This is a genomic window from Allomuricauda sp. XS_ASV26, assembly GCF_041224615.1.
Classification (GTDB): Bacteria; Bacteroidota; Bacteroidia; order Flavobacteriales; family Flavobacteriaceae; genus Flagellimonas; species Flagellimonas alginolytica.
The window spans coordinates 132455-153885 of sequence record NZ_JBGFGK010000033.1 but is presented as its reverse complement, the minus strand read 5'-3'; the positions used below and the strand labels follow the sequence as shown (position 1 = coordinate 153885).

23 protein-coding genes and 1 tRNA gene are annotated in these 21431 nt (G+C 38.3%); 10 read left to right on the top strand and 14 right to left on the bottom strand.

The genetic code is table 11. From position 1 onward, the window contains the following. Together AB9K32_RS12795 and AB9K32_RS12790 are read left to right on the top strand one after the other, a co-directional pair. Positions 1 to 405 (top strand): DUF2141 domain-containing protein, encoded by a 405-nt coding sequence (locus AB9K32_RS12795; protein ID WP_369885411.1) that lies wholly within the window; start codon positions 1 to 3, stop codon positions 403 to 405. Positions 406 to 422: 17 nt separating this feature from the next. Then, the gene (locus AB9K32_RS12790) at positions 423 to 815 is read left to right on the top strand and encodes a DUF423 domain-containing protein (protein ID WP_369885410.1); all 393 of its coding nucleotides are present in this window, start codon (positions 423 to 425) and stop codon (positions 813 to 815) included. Here the strand turns inward: AB9K32_RS12790 and AB9K32_RS12785 are convergent. The 8 genes from AB9K32_RS12785 to AB9K32_RS12750 all read right to left on the bottom strand — a co-directional run bounded on the left by AB9K32_RS12785 (position 812) and on the right by AB9K32_RS12750 (position 7290). Beyond that, the gene (locus AB9K32_RS12785) at positions 812 to 1522 is read right to left on the bottom strand and encodes a hypothetical protein (protein WP_369885409.1); all 711 of its coding nucleotides are present in this window, start codon (positions 1520 to 1522) and stop codon (positions 812 to 814) included. The genes AB9K32_RS12790 and AB9K32_RS12785 overlap by 4 nt on opposite strands. 100 nt (positions 1523 to 1622) lie before the next feature. Next, complete coding sequence (locus tag AB9K32_RS12780) at positions 1623 to 2375, bottom strand: hypothetical protein (protein WP_224835776.1); 753 nt, start codon at positions 2373 to 2375, stop codon at positions 1623 to 1625. 19 nt (positions 2376 to 2394) lie between these two features. Beyond that, a complete protein-coding gene (locus AB9K32_RS12775; RefSeq protein WP_369885408.1) occupies positions 2395 to 3231 on the bottom strand; it encodes a HEAT repeat domain-containing protein in 837 nt (278 codons plus the stop codon). Beyond that, on the bottom strand, positions 3183 to 3707 hold the full coding sequence (locus AB9K32_RS12770; RefSeq protein ID WP_338197845.1) for an RNA polymerase sigma factor: 525 nt from the start codon (positions 3705 to 3707) through the stop codon (positions 3183 to 3185). Before AB9K32_RS12770 ends, AB9K32_RS12775 begins: the two co-directional genes overlap by 49 nt. 213 nt (positions 3708 to 3920) lie before the next feature. Beyond that, on the bottom strand, positions 3921 to 4064 hold the full coding sequence (locus AB9K32_RS12765) for a hypothetical protein (RefSeq protein ID WP_369885407.1): 144 nt from the start codon (positions 4062 to 4064) through the stop codon (positions 3921 to 3923). Between the two features lie 7 nt (positions 4065 to 4071). Then, complete coding sequence (gene feoB, locus AB9K32_RS12760; RefSeq protein WP_369885406.1) at positions 4072 to 6288, bottom strand: ferrous iron transport protein B; 2217 nt, start codon at positions 6286 to 6288, stop codon at positions 4072 to 4074. Beyond that, on the bottom strand, positions 6285 to 6527 hold the full coding sequence (locus AB9K32_RS12755; protein ID WP_224835771.1) for a FeoA family protein: 243 nt from the start codon (positions 6525 to 6527) through the stop codon (positions 6285 to 6287). The genes feoB and AB9K32_RS12755 overlap by 4 nt, the downstream gene beginning before the upstream one ends. A gap of 88 nt (positions 6528 to 6615) precedes the next feature. Beyond that, positions 6616 to 7290, bottom strand: coding sequence for an SCO family protein (locus AB9K32_RS12750; protein WP_369885897.1), 675 nt, complete (start codon positions 7288 to 7290; stop codon positions 6616 to 6618). Positions 7291 to 7441: 151 nt separating this feature from the next. Between AB9K32_RS12750 and rseP the strand changes: the two genes are divergently transcribed. Together rseP and AB9K32_RS12740 are read left to right on the top strand one after the other, a co-directional pair. After that, positions 7442 to 8791, top strand: coding sequence for an RIP metalloprotease RseP (gene rseP, locus AB9K32_RS12745; RefSeq protein ID WP_369885405.1), 1350 nt, complete (start codon positions 7442 to 7444; stop codon positions 8789 to 8791). A 70-nt stretch (positions 8792 to 8861) separates the two neighbouring features. Continuing rightward, a tRNA-Asn gene (locus AB9K32_RS12740) sits at positions 8862 to 8935 on the top strand. Positions 8936 to 9552: 617 nt separating this feature from the next. On the opposite strand, the gene AB9K32_RS12735 is transcribed toward AB9K32_RS12740, so the two are convergent. The 6 genes from AB9K32_RS12735 to AB9K32_RS12710 form a co-directional block, all read right to left on the bottom strand. After that, complete coding sequence (locus AB9K32_RS12735) at positions 9553 to 10287, bottom strand: serine protease (RefSeq protein WP_369885404.1); 735 nt, start codon at positions 10285 to 10287, stop codon at positions 9553 to 9555. Positions 10288 to 10403: 116 nt separating this feature from the next. Then, positions 10404 to 12428 carry a DUF262 domain-containing protein gene (locus AB9K32_RS12730; protein WP_369885403.1) on the bottom strand — a complete coding sequence of 675 codons (2025 nt, stop codon included), beginning with the start codon at positions 12426 to 12428 and terminating at the stop codon, positions 10404 to 10406. 592 nt (positions 12429 to 13020) lie between these two features. Further along, entirely contained in the window at positions 13021 to 13368 is a 348-nt protein-coding gene (locus tag AB9K32_RS12725; RefSeq protein ID WP_369885402.1) for a hypothetical protein, read from the bottom strand. 31 nt (positions 13369 to 13399) lie between these two features. After that, entirely contained in the window at positions 13400 to 13747 is a 348-nt protein-coding gene (locus tag AB9K32_RS12720) for a hypothetical protein (RefSeq protein ID WP_369885401.1), read from the bottom strand. A gap of 29 nt (positions 13748 to 13776) precedes the next feature. Continuing rightward, a complete protein-coding gene (locus AB9K32_RS12715; RefSeq protein ID WP_369885400.1) occupies positions 13777 to 14148 on the bottom strand; it encodes a hypothetical protein in 372 nt (123 codons plus the stop codon). Further along, positions 14132 to 15322: a hypothetical protein gene (locus AB9K32_RS12710; protein ID WP_369885399.1), complete on the bottom strand. Its 1191-nt coding sequence runs from the start codon at positions 15320 to 15322 to the stop codon at positions 14132 to 14134. The genes AB9K32_RS12715 and AB9K32_RS12710 overlap by 17 nt, the downstream gene beginning before the upstream one ends. Before the next feature lie 153 nt (positions 15323 to 15475). On the opposite strand from AB9K32_RS12710, the gene AB9K32_RS12705 reads away from it, so the two are divergent. From AB9K32_RS12705 to AB9K32_RS12680, 6 genes are all read left to right on the top strand, one after another. Continuing rightward, entirely contained in the window at positions 15476 to 15691 is a 216-nt protein-coding gene (locus AB9K32_RS12705; protein ID WP_369885398.1) for a helix-turn-helix domain-containing protein, read from the top strand. Between the two features lie 203 nt (positions 15692 to 15894). Next, on the top strand, positions 15895 to 16773 hold the full coding sequence (locus AB9K32_RS12700; protein WP_369885397.1) for a hypothetical protein: 879 nt from the start codon (positions 15895 to 15897) through the stop codon (positions 16771 to 16773). Positions 16774 to 16915: 142 nt separating this feature from the next. Beyond that, entirely contained in the window at positions 16916 to 17572 is a 657-nt protein-coding gene (locus AB9K32_RS12695; RefSeq protein ID WP_369885396.1) for a response regulator, read from the top strand. 264 nt (positions 17573 to 17836) lie between these two features. Further along, on the top strand, positions 17837 to 19183 hold the full coding sequence (locus AB9K32_RS12690; protein ID WP_369885395.1) for a T9SS type A sorting domain-containing protein: 1347 nt from the start codon (positions 17837 to 17839) through the stop codon (positions 19181 to 19183). Positions 19184 to 19193: 10 nt separating this feature from the next. Further along, the gene (locus AB9K32_RS12685; RefSeq protein ID WP_369885394.1) at positions 19194 to 20753 is read left to right on the top strand and encodes a hypothetical protein; all 1560 of its coding nucleotides are present in this window, start codon (positions 19194 to 19196) and stop codon (positions 20751 to 20753) included. Next, positions 20750 to 21430, top strand: coding sequence for a hypothetical protein (locus tag AB9K32_RS12680; protein WP_369885393.1), 681 nt, complete (start codon positions 20750 to 20752; stop codon positions 21428 to 21430). Before AB9K32_RS12685 ends, AB9K32_RS12680 begins: the two co-directional genes overlap by 4 nt. Position 21431: the final 1 nt, after the last annotated feature.

The following is a 21431-nucleotide window of genomic DNA, read 5'->3' as shown; positions in this document are numbered from 1 at the left end:
ATGAAAAGGTTTTTGTTTTTATTCTTATTGCCCGTTGTGGGCTTTTCCCAAAACACCTTATCCGTTCAGGTGAACAATGTAAAACCCCATAAGGGAAAGGTCAATGTTGCGGTTTACGATTCCGACGAAGGTTTTTTGTCTTTTGATCAGGTACTAAAAACGAAAAGTGTGGTGGCCGACCAAGGTAGTGTTGTGCTTCATATTTCCGACCTGCCTTCTGGAGAGTATGCTTTGGCCGTTTTCCACGATGAGAACGATAACGGAAAGTTGGACACCAATTGGCTGGGCATCCCAAAAGAGAAAGTAGCCTTTTCCAATGCCAAGATGAAGACTTTTGGACCTCCAAAATATAAGGAGTGCGCTTTTAGAATGGATTCCGATCACCAAATCCACATTGATTTATAAGTAAATTTGAAACCACTATGGAAACAATTTTTATGGCTCAATTAATGGGTGCGCTATACGGGCTTTTAGCGGTAGTTTTTGGCGCCTTTGGTGCCCATGCGTTAAAAAAGAAATTGACCCCTGAACTGTTACATAGTTTTGAAACAGGGGTCAAATATCAGATGTACCATGCCATTATACTGTTGATCCTAAGCTTTAATCTAAATTTTGATAAGCCAATGGACTCTTGGATTATTAACTGCTTTATTTTTGGAACACTGTTGTTCTCGTTTAGCATTTATGCACTCTGCTTGGGAGCTGCAAAAGGCAATAAACCTCGTTTTTTGGGACCAGTGACCCCGCTCGGAGGACTGCTTTTGGTCGTGGGTTGGGCTTTGTTGCTCTACTCTTTTGTTTCCAATTTGGTTTAAAGGCGTAAATACATATTTCCGTTTATGGTGTTCAATTTTAGACGATGGGTGGCGTTGTCAAAGCTACCTTCCACTTTTTGCCCCACATATCGGTCGGAAACAGTAAGGTTCATACCCTGATCGGCATAGATGCTACCGTGAATGGTTTCGGCGACCAATCTGGAATTTTTCATTACCAGATCTATTTCCCCGTTGATGGTTTTTAAATCCATATCCCCATTATATTTTTTGATATCGACATTGCCGTTGATCAGTTCTGCGGTAAAATTACCTTCAATAATTTCCGATGTAAGGTCGCCATTAATGCTGCTAACCTTAAGGGTTGCTCCTTTGGGAACATAAAGAACATAATTGAATTCGTAGGTTTTCCCGTCAAAATAATAACCCTTTTTGTCCGGGCGTGTTTTCTTCCATTCGGCCTTAAAGGCATCAAACACATCCGCTACATTGGAAGCAATGCTTAAGAAACTGCTGCTCTCATCAATATCAAGTTTAAATTTGTCCAGATATTTTCCATCTTCAATAGTGATATCGGCTTTAAAATAAACGGTGGATTTTTCCCAGGTCTTTACCTCGATGTTGTTGGCGAACTTAACATCCAAATCAATGGATTGGCCTGAATAATTAAAGCTTTTTTCAATGACTTTTTGTGCGGAGAGGGATAGTGTTGCCAGCCCCACAAAGGCTGTGATGATTAATTTTTTCATGACTGTTCGATTTTTTTGATTTTAATAGGTAATTGATGTTTTGTTACTCTGAGCGCCGGCCTGCCGGATGGGTAGGCAGGCGCTCGATATGAGGTTCTCTTTATTTTTTTCTTAGATACATGTTCCCGTTGGTGGATTTCATGGAAATCTTGACCCCCCCTCCATTGATGGATGCTTTAATATCCCGCCCCAATATGGACTTTAGCCCTTTCTTGTCCTCGGCTTTTACGTCAAAATCCGTGTACACATTTCCGTTGAGCGTACTCAAGGCTAAGTTGGCCGGGGTGTTGGCAGGAAGACTAACATCTACGGCCCCATTGGTGGAATAGAGGGAAATAGGGGAGTTCTGGGTTATTTTTCCAAAGATCACCTCCAGTGAGCCGTTCAAAGAATTTGCTGTTACAGGGCCGTTTATGTTCAATATTTTTACACCTCCGTTAAGTTGTGCATCCGCTTCTATTTCACCAGAAAAGCCATCGATTTCGATATCTCCGTTCCATGTACTTTTTACTGCAATATTTTGTGAAGCAGGCAGATATATTTCGGCCCCTTTGCTCTTTCTTAAATTGTACACGATCAAAGTGTTGCCATCTTGGACTACGGAAAATCCAACATTGGTGTTGTCGGTGCCGCCTTCGCCTACTAGTTTTAATCCCTTGGCGCGTTCCGGGGCTTTGACCTCTGGGCCAGATTTGATCAGGAGCTCGTTGGTATTATGGGTTTTGACCGTAATATCCGTTTTGGATTCAATTTTTACCCATTCGATTCCGTTGAGTGATTTGGTGTAATCGGATTGCGCGTTGGCAATGGCACCCACAAATAGGGCCATTAGAATAATTGTGAATTTTCTCATGATTTTCGCTTTTTGATGTTTAAGATATACTTGGCAATACTGCCTTGATTTGTTCTTTTATAAAGGGTTGTGTGTCGTCTTTTTCCAATAATTTTTTCATGGGTTCGGCCGCCTTTTTCTCTTGTATCTGAACCAATGCTTGAATGATGGAGACTTGTATGCTGGGGTTCTTTTCTTTTTCCAATACCTCTATAAATGTATTTTTTACGGTTTCGGAAGAAGTAAATTTCACCAATGCCTCAAAGGCGGTCATTCGAACATTGTCGTTTTCGTCGTAGAGCAAACGATTGCTCAAAGCTTGGATAATGGCTTCATCCGGCCGTTCAAATTCCTCAATAAAATTTACTCCTTGGATCCGCTTACTGGCAGACTGATTTTCCATGAGGGAAAGCATGGCCGTTTGTTTCATTTGATTGGTCTCGTTTTGCAACTGTGCAATGTCCTCGTTCACTTTTCGCTGTTGAAAAAGACTTCCCATCTGGAATGCTGCCACCAATAGGGCAATGCTGGCCGCTATCTTTAGCACATTTCCTGCCCACATAGATGATGCTTTGGATCCCAACTGTACCACTTTGCCCCGTTCTGCCTTTTCTTGCTCAAGAACTTGTTCAAATCTTGACTTTAACCTATCCGAGGGAACGGGGACACTTTGGTCCATTACCTGTAAAAAGGATTTCATTTCCTCTACTTCTTTTTTGAAGTCTTCGGATTGCTCAAGGTGCTGTTCGAACCTGTTTTTTTCAGATGGGTTTAATCTGCCGTCCAGATAATCCGGGATTTGGTCATACAATTGATTATTGTCCATGGCTATATACTTTCTAAATAGATATTCTTCAGTTTTTTTAAGATTCTGCACACTTTGGTTTTTACTGCTCCGGGAGTGCTTCCCATTATTTGGGCAAGGTCGTCGTATTTGATTTCCTGATAACGATTCAATATAACCAGTTCCCTATCGTAAGGATCAAGTTTGCTCAGGGCGTATTGTAGGTGGGCATTGTTTTCTGTGGCATTATCTTCTTCCTCCACCGCCTTGTAGGCCAAGACCTCGATATCGTCATGGGCTTTATGTTTTCTTGTGTAATGTGTTTTAAGGCTGTTCCTTGCAATGGTGAACATCCAGGACAAAAAAGATCCATTGTTGTACGAGTGCCGATACTTGATCAGTTTGTAAAAAACATCTTGTGTAAGATCTTCTGCCAACATACGATCTCCCGACATTTTGTACAGAAAATTGTATACATGTTTATGGTGTCGGTCAAAAAGCTCCTTGAGTAAATCCAAGTTGCCCTCGGATACTTTTTGCATGATCATTTCATCTGAAATTGTTTCCAAATGCTGCTTTTTTAGTTGGCGTTTGTCTTATATAGTCAAGAAATTACAAAAGGTTACACAAAGGGGGTAGAAAAAATGAAAAATTGTTTAGAGTAGGGGTAAGGAGTTGAAAAATAAGATACAAGAATGCCACTTCGGACATAGTTGAAGATATACCATACTTAAAATGGAGGTCTCGACAGCGCTCGACCTGACAAATACATTCAGAAGTTGCTAACCGCAACCACAGTTGTCACTTCCGCAGGAATTGGAATTGCTTTTTCTTTTACTAAAAAGGGATTTTGGCAGGAAGAACTTCCAAATAAGATAGCCTGCTGCTATTGCCAAGGTTCCGTATGCCAATATTTGTTGAATCATTCTACAGTTATATTAGGATTTGGTAGGCTATTAAAGCTACAATGTAGGCAAAAACGCTCATAAAGCCCAGCTGGATCAAAGGCCACTTCCAAGAATTTGTTTCTCTTTTTACAATGGCGAGTGTACTCATACATTGCATGGCAAAGGCATAAAATAACATCAACGAAATTCCCGATGCCAAGTTGAACAATGGTTTTCCGGAATCATCCAGTTCGGCGGCCATTCTGTTTTTAATGGTTTCCTCCTCATCGCTGCCAACACTATATATTGTGGCCAATGTTCCAACGAATACTTCGCGGGCAGCAAACGATGTCAGTACTGCAATTCCAATTTTCCAATCGTAGCCCAGAGGTTTTACAATGGGTTCAAAGGCCTTGCCGATTTGACCAATGTACGAATGTTCCAATTTATGACTGGCGATTTCTTGAGCTATGGCCCTTTCGGAAAGTTCCGATGTTAAAACCTTTACAGAATCCTGAATGGTCTTTGGCGCCATTCCTTCGTCCAAAGCCGTTTCGCGATAAGAAGCAATGTTGTTCTGGATATAATTTTTGCTGTAGGTGCTCAATCCTTCATTTTGGATTCTTTCGGTAACAATGTCTTCGGCATTTTTAAAATCATCGGAATAGCCATTGGAGCCCAAAAACCATAAGACAATGGAAATGGCCAGAATGATTTTACCGGCACCCAGAACAAAGCTTTTGGTTTTTTCGATTACGGTGTAGCCCACATTTTTTATTAAAGGCAAGCGATATGTAGGCATTTCTATCATAAAAATAGATCTGCTTTTTATTTTAAGGATCTTGTTCAATACCATTGCAGATAAAAGCGCCATGCCAAATCCGATCAGGTACAACAACATCAAGGTCAATGCTTGATAACTAAGTCCTATAAAACTGCCTTCCGGAATTACCAAGGCAATTAGAATTAAGTACACGGGCAACCTAGCGGAGCAGGTGGTGAAAGGTGTGACCAAAATGGTGATAAGTCTTTCCTTCCAATTTTCTATGGTACGAGTGGCCATAATCGCCGGAATTGCACATGCATTTCCCGAAATTAATGGCACCACACTTTTTCCGCTCAGTCCAAAAGGTCTCATTAATCTGTCCATTAAAAAGACTACACGGCTCATGTATCCGGATTCTTCCAGAATGGAAATAAAAAGGAACAAGAACGCGATCTGGGGTATAAAAATTACGATTCCCCCGATTCCGGCCACTACTCCCTCTGCCAATAAATCCGTAAACAATCCGGCCGGCAAGGTGTTTTTGATCCATTCAGCTGCCGAGGCAAAGCTCTCATCTATAAAGTCCATGGGATACGAGCTCCATTCGAAAATAGCCTGGAAAATCAACAGTAGAATGGCGAAAAAGATAAGGTATCCGAATATTTTGTGGGTAAGGATCTTATCCAAGGTTGCACGAAGACCTTTTGCCGCCAAAAAATCGACTTTATAGGTCTTCTTTAAAATAGTGTTGATTAGCTGATATCGAAGAACGGTTTCCTTATGTTGTAGTTTTTTGAGCTCATCCTTTGATTTTGTGGAGAAATCCGTGGCATCTTGAATCCGTTTTTTTTCAATCGGCATAAAATTTACATCCTGGGTGATTACCAGCCAGAGCTTGTACAGATCTTCCTGCGGGAAGGCTTTTTGTAGTCGATCAAAATATTCTGGAGAAATCCGATTGGGATCGAGGAGGGGTTTGGACGAGATGTTTTTGTAATCGGCAATGAGTTCTTTTACTCGGTCGATGCCCGTATTTTTACGGGTGCTTACCAGCGCAATCTTGGTATCAAGTTTTTTCTCCATGGCCTCAATGTCCAACGAGATGCCCTTGCGGTCCATCCTGTCGGCCATGTTGATCACCAAAATAGTAGGAATCTTAAGGTCCTTGATTTGTGTAAAAAGCAGCAGGTTCCTCTTGAGGTTTTCCACATCACTGATCACCACGGCAACGTCTGGATAATCCTTATCGTTTTTGTTGAGCAGGAGTTCTACCACCAAGCTTTCGTCCAACGAAGTTGTATTGAGACTGTATGTGCCAGGTAAATCCAGAATGTGCGCCTTGACCCCTCTTGGAAGTTTGCAGACACCTTCTTTTTTTTCTACGGTGATTCCTGGATAGTTCCCTACTTTTTGCTTGAGTCCTGTAAGTTGATTAAAAACCGAGGTTTTCCCTGTGTTCGGGTTGCCGATCAAGGCTACATTAATGTTTTTGCTCATTTGGCCTGCGTTTCTTCAATAATATCCAGCTCGATGAGTTCTGCCAAAGACCTTCGTATTGCGAGATGACTTCCACTGAGGTTGATGTATATGGGGTCGTTCAAGGGAGCTATTTGCAACAGTTCCACACTGTTGCCGGGCAAGCAGCCCAATTCCATTAATTTAACAGGGAGCGAATGTTCGGTAAAATCCTTGATTATACCTTTTTGTCCATATTGTAAATCTGCAACGGTAGCCACTGTGTTTATTTAGAATAAATTTAATTAAGAGCAAAAATAAGTAAAAAAGAGGAACTGGAAGTGCCGATCATGGATAATCGTTTGTCAATTATTCCGTATAACTGGCCTCAAGTATTTTAAGATCTTCCAAAAGGCGATCAATATCGTCTCGGTTGGTTCCATCGTAAAAGCCGCGGATTCGTTTTTCTTTGTCCACAAGGATAAAATTTTCGGTATGAATCATATCAAAAGGACCGCCGTCTCCGTCGTTTTTTACCGCGAGATACGACTTTCTGGCCAACTCATAGATCTGTTTTTTATCTCCAGTTACCAAATTCCATTTGTGGTCCAAGACCCCTTTCTCCATGGCATACCTTTTTAATTGCGCTACGGTATCGATTTGAGGTGTAACGGAGTGGGAGAGTAGCATAACGTTTGGTTTGTTCTTGATCACTTCTTGGATCTCGGCCATATTCTTGGTCATTATTGGGCAAATCGTAGGGCAAGTGGTAAAGAAAAAATCGGCTACATAGATTTTGTCCTTGTAATTGTTCTGTGTTATGGTGTCACCATTTTGGTTCACCAAGGAAAAATCCCCGATTTTGTGATACTTTTTGGTATAGTGCAATGTGCTGTCCACAAGCGATTTGTCTACCATTGATGGTTGGTAGACCGGCAACATTTTTTTTGGTTGCAGCGCATTGTAAAATAGATATACGATTACGCCGGAAAGAGCCAACATTACGATGCCAAAGAACTTGTATTTTGCAAAGAAAGATCCCATAGGTGCAAAATTACGGCCCAATTGGTTATTCTTCAAGGAGAAAGACGGCTTTTGTTGCTAAATCTTTCTTAAATGGCAAGGGGATTAATTTAGATGTTTTTTTATAAATACCTAAAAGGTTACTTTTGTTCGTTTTAAGAAAATAATACGGATGACCCCTATACTAATAAAGACCATACAATTCTTTTTGAGTTTGTCGCTTCTGATCGTGCTTCACGAGTTGGGACACTTTATCCCTGCGAAGTTTTTTAAGACCAGGGTGGAGAAGTTTTATCTGTTTTTTGATGTCAAATTTTCATTGTTCAAAAAGAAAATAGGAGAAACTGTTTACGGAATCGGTTGGTTGCCCTTGGGCGGATATGTAAAGATATCCGGTATGATCGATGAGAGCATGGACAAAGAGCAGATGAAGCAAGAACCAAAGCCATGGGAGTTTCGTAGCAAGCCGGCATGGCAACGTTTGATCATTATGCTGGGCGGTGTTACCGTAAATTTTGTTTTGGCGGTGGTGATTTTTATAGGGTTGGTATTTACTTATGGGGAAGAATATATTGCCAACGATAGCCTTAAAGATGGAATTTGGGTAACAGAGAAAAGTTTGGGCGATGAATTGGGAGTTAGAACTGGGGATAAAATTTTATCTGTGGATGGGAAAAAGATAGAAGCTTTACAGCAGATTCTTCCTGAAATGATTTATGGTGAAAAATATACCATTGAGAGGGATGGCCAGATCATTGAAAAAACAATTCCGGTTGATTTTATAGAAACCTTGTCCGAAGATAAGGAAAAGGTTCGTTTTATTTCTTACCGCTTGCCATTTGTGATTAACGAAGTCCCTAAAAAATCACCAAATGCCGATAGTGGTCTACAAAAAGGCGATGCTGTTGTTGAAATGGCGGGTATACCTGTGGAGTATAAAGACCAAGTTACTCCTATTTTGGAAGCAAATAAGGGCAAAGAAGTACCGATTAAGGTTATGAGAGAGGGGTCGCTTCAAGACCTTACGGTATCCATATCTGATGATGCTGCACTTGGTGTAGTTTTGGGAATGACACCCGAAGAGTTTAAACAAGCGGGCTATTTGGAATTAAAAACTTTGAAGTATTCTTTTTGGGAATCCATTCCCGCTGGCTGGAACAAAGGCGTAAAAACGCTAACGGATTACATTAAGGGGATGAAAAAAATATTCAATCCCGATACTGGTGCATATAAAGAGGTGGGCGGTTTTGCCGCTATTGGAGGAATGTTCCCCGATACTTGGAACTGGCCTGCATTTTGGGCCACTACGGCATTTATATCCATTATTTTGGCCTTTATGAACATTTTGCCCATTCCGGCATTGGATGGAGGTCACGTAGCCTTTTTGTTGTACGAAATGGTAACTGGGCGTAAACCGAGCGATAAGTTTTTGGAGTATGCCCAGATGATTGGTTTCTTTATATTGATCGCATTATTGTTGTTTGCCAATGGTAATGATTTATATAAATGGCTTTTTAAATAGAAAAGCAATTTTTTTGTTTGTGGTGTAAAAAAGAATCTATTATATTTGCACCCGCTTAAGGTAAAAATATTCCTCCTTAGCTCAGTTGGTTAGAGCATCTGACTGTTAATCAGAGGGTCCTTGGTTCGAGCCCAAGAGGGGGAGCAGAAACAGCAAGGCTTCAGAGAAATTCACACTCTGGAGCCTTTTTCATTTGCACGCAATTTGCACGCGCATTGAAAAAAATAAAGTTTGGGGCCAAACTTTAACATTTCAGACTAAAATTTTCCAGAATAATTTGCGACTTGTCCCAAATTCTTACCCTTAAACTTTTGCACATGGATCCTATTTCAATTTTATAGTGTTCGGCAAGAAAAGCGTTTAATAAAATTGGAATAGGGTGCAACTAAATTTGCTCAATGGGTTTTGAACTTTACACACCTTACTTTTTTGACTATACTTTTGTTAATGAATAGGATGCTTGTATTATTGCCCATAATTAACTGTGGTCTTTTTGGGCACTGTTTTTTTATAATGAATTCACTAATATTAGTTCTTTATTCGTGCCTTTTGGTATTCTAGTCAATCCACCACTTTAGGGAAGGCTACAGAATTCTTTCTCCCCAATCTTTTGTCAATGTATTGGGCATATCGCTTATTTTTAAGCGACAAGGTAATTGTTGCCTAATCTTTCAAAGTGGCACAGATTAAACCGATATCACTGACACTAAATGAACCGAAGTATCCATTATGAATTATCGCCTCTTTGTTTGAAGCTGGAGTTAGTTACTTGTAATTATATCTGATACAAGTTTAAAAGGAAAACACTTTATGATACCAGAATTTTCAAAAGTAAAAGCGTCTAATTTTATTTCATCTCGGTTTTTGGCTTGTCTTTCTTCAGGGTAATAACCTGAAATAATTCCCACAATAGCTGCGCTTTGTAAACTGTAATCATAGGAAATAACTGGACCTCCAGAAAATCCAGGGTTGTTATGTCCATCGAGAAAAAGTAAGTTGTATCCGTCCAGCACAGGACCACCGGAAAAGATAGCTTTTTTGACCAAGGGGAGTATTCCCAATTCTTTATCGTAGGTAAAAAAAGAACTTTTATTGAATGATGGAAAGCCTAGAAAAAACATATCTTGCCCAACTATAATTTTTTTTGACGAAGGGAGTGGTTTAAGTTTTTTCAGAGATTCCGAAATACTTAGTACTGCAATATCAATATTTTTATTAGAAGATATTTTAAATTCAGCATTGTAGTCTTTTACTGTGTTTCTGAAAGAAAGCTTGATTTTTGTACTGTCCTTATTTTTTAAGCCTGTCTTAAAAAGATGTCTGGCAGTAATTAGATATTCCTTGCCATTATTTTCTGTCAAAAAACAAGTTCCAGACAATGTATCCGTTTCAATCCGATAAACATTTTCCAGAATGTTGGCAGTTATTACATGATTGGTTTGTGCACTAATTTGTGTAAGCAGGAATTGACAAACGATTATAAATAAATATTTCATTTTTATTGGATAATAGCTTGCTGCCAACGGTCTGTATGAGTAGTAGCGGATTTCTACTCTAAAACCTTTCGGTTATGTTTTGTATTAATTCTTTCGTTTTATCACTTAAACCGCTATTACTTATACACAATGTTGACAGTAGTTAATTCTTCTATTTTTATTCCCTCGTTCTGTAATACGAAATCGAGATTTAGAAATTCAATTTTATCTTTTGTATTGCCGATTGAAATTTGCCATCTCTTTTCCATAAAGCTTAGAAGCCTAATTCCTCTTTCAAGTATTTCTATAGCTGTCCAATCAGTAAATTTTGTCAATTCATTTTCTGAATAGGAACCAAATCTAAAACCTATAGAGTTTTCTTCATTTGAAACTTTATCAACAAAACACTTATTTTTAAAGCTGGAATTTTTTGGCTTAGAAAGTGGTACCAAGTTTCCAATTGAGTGCCTCAAAACTTTTCTTTGTTTAGTGGTATATTTAGAGAAGTTATTCGTCCAACATTCTTTTCTTGCATTTTGAGGGTAAATATGCTCTACCGACTCATAGTCTGTATCATTGAATTTTGACCAATCTAATTTAATTCGTTTGGTTTTTGATTTTTCGAATAATGATAAATCGTATTCATACAGAAAATATCTTATTCCATCCCAAGAATAAAACCCATAATTTTTGAATGACTTTTTTATTGATTTTTTATTCTCGACATCATTGTAAATTTTGTTATTTAATTCAGTAATGGATGAAATAACAGTGTCAACACTTATTTGGTCTTCTGATAAATCAGTAGCTAATTCTATGAAGGTTGAATTGTAAAATCCATAATGATATCTGTAAGATAACATTGTAGTTATAAATCTATAGCGTTCAATAGCTTTTAATAAACGTATTCTTTTCTTTTCTGACTTTTCTGTTTCAAAAAAGACCATTATTAAAGAAGCAACTGCATTGATTCCATTTCTATTGATTTTCTCTAACCAATAGGTCTCCTGATCAGAGAAGTAGTTACCTAAATTCGGATTGAAAATTTTGAACCAAGTTTCCACAGAGTTTTGAAGACTTTGAACATAGTTATAGACGTCTTCAATGGAAATTCCATTAGGTATATCTTCACATAAAATGTTTTTAGTGACAAAATGTTCCTCTAATAGAAATACGGGATAGTCTAAAATTGCTCCTCTACGCCTTGAACGAAGAAACATAGAATAAGTAAAATCTTCTTTGAAGTTCCCCTTTAAATCATTGAATATTTTTTTTCCGAAATAGATTAAAAAATGATTTCTAAGAAAAACATCATCATCTAATGGCTGTTCTTTATTTCTTCCAAGATTATGGTAGATTGATTTCCAACATTCATTAACCCTTTTTCGTAAACTGTTTTTTTCCGTTTCTGAAACGTTGAATTTTGTGGACAAATAAATTAATCGATTCTTCAACAATTCAAGGTACGATAGAGGTTTTCCTCTATTATTCATTGTTTCAAAAGCAATAAAAACATCAATATCTGAAGATATTGAGTAAGAATTAAACAAGAAATTTTGAGTCAATTTTTTGTATAGGACTTCAATTTGTTCAAACTCTAACTTAGATAATTCATCCTTGAAAAACTTTTTAGCCTTTTCTAAATTATTAGTATAAATGGTTTCAGGCTCTGATGAAAACTCATCAAGTTTTTCATTAAAAACCTTAGATTTTAAGTAGTCATAACTTGGATTGTCCTTTTCATAGCCGAAAATATATGATCTGGAAATCCCTTCATCCTTAGATTCAAAAATGAATTTCTTTCTAATTTCGTTAGAAGAGTTGTAGTTCAATTTTTTTCCTTCGGGAATAGTCTCGGTAATAGCTTGAATTAGTATTATTGAGGTGGTCAATCTTTGTTGTCCGTCCACTATATATAATGGCTCATAACTTTTTGATTCTATTATCCAAATATCATCTTCCCATTTAAGGTAATTTTCTTTTGATACTTCCTCTACTGTTAAAACGCCTGTATAATGATTTTTTCCATTTTCGAGTTGAACTAGATCATTCCAAAAATCTTTAAGTTGCTTTTCAGTCCAAGCATAACCTCTTTGATAATCAGGGATTCTGTATATTTTCTCAGTAAAAATTTTTGATAATGATTGTAATGATGTTTCCATTTCGTTATTTTAATTACTGCCAACTCATTTATATGCCAAACTTTTATCAGCATATACTAACAATTAGATTGACTATGCCCAAGTTTTAAAGCATAGTTTTTACTAGGCTCAATGTAAATATGGGGGATTGAGCTAAATGTAAGAAATTTCAATAAATTGGAAAATGTGGAATCCCGTATAGCGTTTAAATAATTTCAAGAGTTACTTCATCTCCAGAGTTGGAATGCTTTCTTTTTTGTTTTGCTTCGCAAAAGAAAAATGTAAAGCAAGAGGATAGCGTGCTGGCGCAGCGCTATTGATTCATTTTCCTTCGGAAAAGCCCATTTTTAGGGTGTTTTTTAAAAAAAATGGTTATTGGCATTTACATCATTTTTGATGGAAAAACACTCTGAGCCCAGTAAAATCAATGAATTTTTAATGGAAAACTGATTGTTTGAAGTTTGAAACTAGTGTAGGATTCATTCCGTTTTTAACCCAACTGAAATTTTTGGGTTAACCCTATTTTTAGTTTAAAATTGCTCTCAGCCCGGTAAAATGAAGGAATTTTTAGCGTAAAAATCGTGAATCAATTGCTTATTTATGGCGAACTAAATCAGTCTTCCTCTTTGGCTTTATTTTCCTCCCTATAGAATAGGTTCAAATGGTCCATCAGTGCCTCTTCCCCAATAGGCATCAAACGGTTGGCAATGGTCATCGCCTGATGGATATATTCTTCTTGGTTCTTGTCCATAACATCATCTTGACCGAGTTCAGGATTGATTGCCCTTGAGGAGAGGTATAGCAAGGCACGAACGGTCAATAATAGATCGGCATGACCATCAAGGTAAAAGAACGTGGGTTGGAACTTTTCCTTGAACCATGGATGTGGGACCAATGTCGGGGAATGGTCATTTGAGTGGTGTCTCAAATCCTTTAGGAGCTTTTCTTCGTTTGGGTTCATGACGTGAAGTATTTAAATTGATTTTATTGGATTACATGTTTTCAAGTTTCGATAGCATTTCATCCAGTTTGTCCATATAGTAAATTTGGCTGTCCGGCAGGATGCAAAGTACCTGTTCCAATACTTGGGTAATACTATCCTCCTTTGATGCATTATTGTTTTTAGGGGCCAACATCATCCCATCACCATCAAGAGCGAATACACAGAGCTGCAATAGGCTTCTGACTTGCATCAAAAGGTGGTTGTTGTCCCTGACCTCGAAGTACACATGGTTTCCATTGGGATCAATGGACTTTTTGTTTCCAAGCAGCCCGGTAAGACTTTTTCTAAGCTCTTGTATATCCTTCAAGGTTTTGAGTTGCTTCTTTTTGTGTTTCATTGTTGATGTTTTTGGGTTGACAATCATGCTTACTCCTTCAAAAGGAGTTTTTCTATTCGATCGTAACTGTCCAATTGGTCATCGGGAAGAATATCAATGACCAACTCCAGTATGGTGATTACTGCATCATCCTTGGATAGAAAGGGAAGTCTTGGGGAGTCCAGTTCGTTTTCATTGTCGATGGTGGACATGCACAGCCTCAGCAGGCAAGAGATGACATAACGCAGTTCTGAATTGTTTTCCACCTTGAACACTACTTCTTGGACTTGTGGTTCGTCCTTCCCATGATATCTTCGCTTTCTTGGATTCAACAAACCAATCACTTTGTCCAGTAGTTCCTTTTCGCTTATTTGGCTTTCCTCGCTCTTTTCCATGGCCTCCTTGTTAAGTTGTGGTTTCATTATCGGAAAGCATGAGTTCCCGCATTTGATCCAGATAGTTGCCCTCTTCCAAGGGGATGAGGTTCTTCGCAAACTCCAGTACGGTCTTTACATCCTCCTTGATGTTTTTGATGTCCAAGGTCATATCACATTGCTCGTCCAAGGCCAGGATACATACATTCAGGGTCGATTTTAAGGTATAGAAAATGGAAAAGTGACTGTGGACATAGATATGGTTGAGATAATACCCTTTTTTGGTCCTTCGATTAGCAGGTCTCATCATTGCAAAGTTTTCCTTGCTCAACTGCCTAATCGTGTCCAATAGGTTGGGGGCTTCTTTATTTTGAGGTTCAACGGAAATCTTTTTTCCACTTGTATTATAAGTTTGTAAAAGTTCAAGTTCCTCTTGGAACAATTGCCTGATTTCATCCAAGAAACTTTCAAGTTTTTGTTCCAAAATATCCAACTGATCCCTTTCAATATGGAAGGAGTTCTCATACCTTGAACCGGAATAGGCCCTATCCAATAGTTCCAATAACTCCATCTCTAGATTTTCTTCAAGATTGAACATTCCCCTTGTTCGGTGTATGTTCTTTTCCAAGAACCTTTGATGGACCTCTATTTTATGGCAGATTTTGACTTTTCCACAGAGAAAGCCCTCCAGTACTCTGTATCCCAGTTCAAACCCTTGGTGGGCCATAAAGGCAGCTTGGGAAAGGTTGTTATTTGACATGAAGTATTTGAACCCCTTTTGAAAGGCAAAACTGCCTTCCATGGATGTCCGAAAGTCCTCTTCGATCTTTTTCTGGACTTTCTCATTGGTAAGGTCTTCATGCTGGTTCCAAGGAAAGCCGATTTCTTGATTTCCAAATATGAGATGTTCGGTCCGACAATGGTTGATGAAATACAGGTTTCCATTAGCCAGTTCTGTTTTGGCGTAATCATGAGAAAAGAGGTTGTGGAAATGATATTGATGGTCAAGGAACAACCCTTGGATAACGGGAAGGAACTTGTTGTTGATGTCATTTTTGGGTGCATCAATAATGATGTTCCACCTGAATCTAAAGGTGTTCTTTTTTTCATGGCCTTTGTTCAGATAGATCTGAACGACATACGGAATTACTTTGTTGATATCCGATAAAAGCCCCTGTATCTGGGGGTCTAGCTGTTTCTTTCTTTGTGCTAAGGAATCCATATGTCGATGCTTTAAGGTGGGTTTCAATCCAATTGTATAGAATTTCTATACGAAAATATAGAATAAATACTCATTTTCTATACGAATTGGATAAAATTTTATATAGGTGTATCTAAAATCTATCTTTATGTATCAAAATTTTACATTATTAAAATGACAGACCTAGGATTATATTTGGCCAAAAAGTCCATTAACAAAGCGGAAGTGGCGAGAAGGACCGGTATAAGTAAATCACGGATAAGTCAATTGAGTTCCAACCCGACCACGAAACTAAGGGCAGAGGAACTCTACCTTATTTCATTGGCCATTGATATAGACCCTTGTGAAGTAATGAAAGAATTATACGGAGGCCTGAAGCTTCCAAATTGACATTATGCCTCGCTCAGTAAATTAGTTCCGGTAAGATTTGGGCTTGCAGCACTTCGCTTTGCTTCGTTCGCTTTTTCCTAAAGCTTATATGGTCGACATGAAAATTTGAAGAGTCCTAATTAACCAGTTAATTAGTGAACGAAGAAATTGTTCATGGCATATATGTTGTGGTGGTTTATCCGTTTAGGTAATTATTCATTTAAATGAAAAGCAACTTAATTTTCGCAATTATAACTGTCTTCCTTTTCGCATGTTCTGAAAAGGAAAAAGGAAAACCTAATGAAAATCTATCGGAATCAAAGCTTGACACAATTAATTATTCATACTCAGCTATGAATATGGGATTTAGTCTTAACCTTATTTCAAATGGCCGTTTCTCCAGCGAAGAATATGATTTTAGTTGTTTGGGTGGAGGTGAAAGAACTATGGTTTTTGGTAAGTATAAGAAAAGTAGCGACGGGTTAAAACTTTTTCCAGAAAGAGTGGAATTTATTGAGTATTCAGAGGTTATGGTTCCGAAACCCATGAAACAAGTTTTAAACCCCAGACTGGATAGTTTACGTTACAAAACAAGCTATCATGTTATAGAGTGGAATAATCATGAGTATCTTTTGTCAGAAGTATATGGTGGAGAAGCATTTCCAGAATGGGGTATAAAGAAGGAAAATGATTTTATAAGGTTTTCTGAATATTACAATTCAGGTTTTGAACCTGAGGAACACGGCGCTTATTTGGTCAGTATGGATCAAACTTATAATTCAACGTATCAAGAACTTAATCTGGACCAAATTCCGGAACAATGGCAATCTTATTTTCTTAAAGAACCCATTTCAGCCAGAATTTTGAGTATTCAAAAAGTTACCCACCCGTACGTTTCTTCAAGGTTTACTTGGTTAGTTGAATTGGATAAAGGATTAGAAAGTAATGTGACCGACTATCTCAGTTTTGAAGACAGATTTGGAAATCATTTAATGAATGTTACTAAGGTCACAAAAGATAGGAGTTATGGTTATCTCTTTTATAGTGAGATTGACCCTCAAAAGTTGCCAATAAATTTAGAGTTGAGGACCAAATGGCAATGAAACTAAAAAGCACATATGTAGATTCATGTTTATCCTTTTGGATTGTATCGAGTATAAGGCAATATTTAAATATGTGATTTAGTTTACGTAATTTCATACTCTCCCCCAAGAAAAATATTGCATTACCATAAAATTAATTTAAGTGATAGTACAAGAAGTATTAATACTTGAAGATGAGCCTTTGACCTGTTATGCTCTTAAATTGGCATTGGAAGAGATTTCCCAAAATCACCAAACTCTAGATTTTAAAATTGAAATCTACCATTCCTACGATGATGCTGTTGATTATATTAATTCAGGTAAAAAGGTACGCCTGGCACTTTTGGATTTTAGGCTAGGTGCCGATAGCAGTGGTACAGGATTTGATTTAGCTAAAGTCATAAAAAAATCAGATTCGAATACCAAAATAATATTTCTTACATCCATCAGTGAGAAGTACCAGTACTATACCATTTTTAGGCAGATTAATCCTGAAGGCTTTATAATAAAAAGTGAACTGGACTTTAAGCAGATAGAAGGGGCCTTGAGTAAGGTAATAACCGGTGAAACTTTTTTCAGTCCATCGATTCAGGAATTTTTGCGAAAGGAAATGTCAATACCACAGGAAATCGAGGATGTGGACCGCCGACTTTTATTCCTTTTATCCAAAGGGTCAGGGACTCGTGAACTTTCGGAAGAACTCAAAATGTCCCCATCGGGGATTGAGTGGAGAAAACGGAGGCTGGCCAGTTTGTTTGGTCTGGATGGAGGACAGGCCCAATCTATTATCGAAACTGCCAAAGCCAGAGGTCTTCTGTAAATATACCTCAGTAAAACTAAGGTATATACCTTAGAAATTCCAATGTTTCACAGTTGAGTGGAAACCTAAACTTTGATTTACCTTGCTTTAACGTTTCAGAGCCATGAAATTTTTGGTCCTGGAACTGATTATCCCAATTTACCAACCTAACTAAGTGCTTATGGTACATAGCTACTTTTATCTTCAAGAAGTGAAACTACTTGACCCCGATTTTGTTTTCTATTGGTCTAAGCACAACAGGAACAAACCATTAATATATATCCTATGAACAGAAATTCTATTATGGCACTTCTTGCCATTGTACTATGTATGTCCCTCCAGGCACAGGAAGCGGACAACGATTCTATCTTGAAATCCGTGGAGGACTATATTTATCTTGGTGATTTTGACAGAAAGGAATCGAAACGAGTTTTCAAGCAAATAGAGAAGCTTTCACAAGCAGGGGATGCAGCGGCGACATGTTTGTTGGGTATTCTCTATAAGGATGGTATTGGAGCCCCGTTAAGCTTTGACAAAGCCCGAGAACAGTTCAGGGCAGCCCATGAAATGGGCAATGTAAAGGCAAGTTACAGCTTGGGTTATTTATATCTAAAAGGGTTGGGGAATATACCACAAGATTATGGCAAGGCCTTGGAATGGTTTACCAAAAGCAATCATCCTATGGCAAAGCATTGGTTGGCCAAAATGTACTATTTCGGATATGGGGTTCCGAAGGACAGGGCAAGGGCTTTGGACATCTTAACCAACAACCCCATTTACAATAGTGAGGTACTATTGGGCCAATTGGAAAAGATGGATGTAATAGAGGATCTAACTGCTCAAGATGAAATACAGAATGGGGATTTGTTTGAGGCCATGGCCGATGGTCAAGGGGAAATCCTTTCCATTGCACCAACTGAAATGGGAACCATTCCCGAATCCATTACAGGAAATTGGAAAGGGCAATGGATGGAAATGGACTGGTCAGGGACACAGATGACCCGAACTTTTCCTGCAAATTTGACCGTCGGGGAGGTTTCTGATGTCTACGGAACTGTGGAAAGCACCATTCAAGTAGGAGAGAGCTCTACGACCAGCGAGGCCATTTGGAGGAACGGAGATTTGACCATTTTTGATGGGCAGGTGACCATCGAAAAGCAATTTACCGACCATCCCGATTATACAACCCTCGATTACGGATTAAACTCTATGTCTTTTACCGTGAGGAACTTGGAGGGTACTGATTACCTATTGGGAAGATTGGAATCACAGATTCTGAATTGGTCAGAACCTGGGCCACCCATAATGTTGGTACTGACCCGTGAGGGTACCCCGATTTCTAAGGAGGCCCTGGCTGCCTTTGCCGAACAAGGGGACAGCTTTATCAAACTGTACCCGAATCCCTTTATAGATGACCTTCTCATCCACTATGAACTGGAAACCGATGCCCATGTACAGGTTGGGCTCATGGACTATTATGGTGGTTCCAATGTGGAGAACGTAACCAATGGTTTCCTAAGGGCAGGAGAGCATGTCCATACCATTTCGAATGGTTCCCTCAAATCAGGGATCTATGTCGTCCAGGTCCAGGTCAATGACAGATTGTATACAAAATTGGTAGTCAAACGATAATCACAAAAAGATGAAGAATCTATACATAACTATATTATTTCTTTCGTTCTCCCTGTTTGGGGGGAAAGCGACGTATGCCCAGTATGAACTGCATTATTATGACAAGCAGGCTGCCATCGATGCCGAAAAGGCTGATGTGTCCAATACTAAATCGGCTAGGCTTCCTGTCAACATCGAACCAATTGGGGGTGTGGAAGATGGTGGCGAATTTCTTTTCAATTTGTCATTTGGAAATTTTAACATCCTACAATTGTTACAATCACAAATCGCGTACTCACAGTTGGCAAGGAAAGAAATTGATAACTGGTTGAAGAAACAGGAGAATACCACTCTCTTAAAGGAAATGAACAGACAAATGGGCAAGAACTACACCTCGTTTTCCACGGCCCAAAGAGAGTATTTTAAGTTTTATGAAGGTGGTAGATATGGCAACTCCGGTCCGGTGCGTATTGCCAATGAAAATGCGGCCAAGAACAATACTTGGTCAAGAAACTGGATGGAGAAAGCAAAGGACAATCAAAAGGATTATCTAATACTTAATAAATGGATAGAATGCGGTTATTGTGACGAATTGAGAAATTTCGCCATGAATGTGAATTCTTTAGGAAGTTATGATACCGATAGTGGCCCAGGTCCAAAGTTCTACGCCCTTAATTTCAGGGATATCGCCTTTGATGCATTTGGCGACGCCTTTTATAAAAGTGGTTTTAATAAGTCTCGATCTATCGGTTTGAAAGCCATGGTCAACGATGGAGACAAACTTTTAACTAAGATAAGCGATAAGCGGGTAGCGCATTATCGCAGTTTGGGGTGGCAAGCTAAGGTTTTTCAAATGAGTGCTTATTTAATCAGTAACAATGTGAATTGTCCCAGTCCTCAACTTTCTTGTTTGCCGTCCCAACTTGCCAATTATAGACCTCCAATGGTTTGGGATGAAAGTATCTTAAATGAATGGGCAAAGGAATATAGCCCACAAATTCCAAAGGCTCAGTATATATTCGGGGAAGATTACTTACAAAGCCAATTAAACCTCCTTACCACAGGTTCGTATGGCGTATGGTCACGGCAGGCAGTAATTGATAAGGTTGAAAAAGAAAGAGAGGATGTCACCAATGCGTTCGTAAAAATACCTGAAGAAAATAAAATATGTGGAGGGATTGTATGGAGTGATATAGGAGATTCTTATTATACCATGATGTCGGGACTGCGTCTTACAGCCAGAACACCAGTTCTGGGTATTCCAATAGGGCCAAGAAGAATAATCAAAATTCCGAATATTTGTATTCAAATTCCTAATTTTGATTATGGTTACAATAATAAGGAGGTAAAATATCCTAATCATATTGCAACTACAAGACTTAAAATAGCTTGGGAGACGGCTGTGCATAGTTTATATGTTGATGAGGTGATGGCAAAAATAATTGGAGAAAGAGAACCTACAGACGCTGAATACGGTACAGCTATGGTAAGAAATTTGAACATAGCTTTTCAGGGTTTAAGGGTGGGATCTACTGCATCGATTGGTAATTGCAGAGGTGCGAGTGTGTCAGTGGTAAGATACTGCAAATGAAAAAAGAAAAAAAGGATATAGACAGTTTAATTGTTAAGTTCCCCAAGCTATATCGTATTCTTAATGAATATTATGGGTTAGATTCCATTGCAAAATACAGTATTGAGGAACTGATTCTTGATAGAATTGGGAATAGTGAAAATTATAAGGTTTATTGGAAAGATGGAGTGCTGAAGAATATTGGTAGCGAAATTGGGTGTAATGTTCAAGGAATTACTTTTGGTTTTATCCCCAATTATGGTGGACAAGTACAATTTTCAAATGAAATTGATAGTAATCGAAAAGACATTACACAAATACAGTTTTATGTAAGCTTGTTGGACAATGTCTATACAATCCAAATATTGGAGATTGAGGAATCTAAGGAATTCAATCCTATGATGAAGTTGACATTGCCAAAGCAAACCCTAAAAGAAATATGGGTTTCGCCCGAAAATCATCGACATAAAGATTTGTTTTTAAAAATTCAGTCTTCTCTGGAGGCCATCACTGAAAATCCTATTTTTTTACCATATAGCATTCAAGAAATTGAGTTAAAAGGGGTGAAACCACCAATAATGGAGGATAAGGTGATATACACAGTAGGAGATGCTTTTTTTAGAAAGATTCTACCCTTGCATAGGAACGAAGCCTTGATTAAAGGTAATCCAGACTATGAAATCAATAAAATAACTTAAC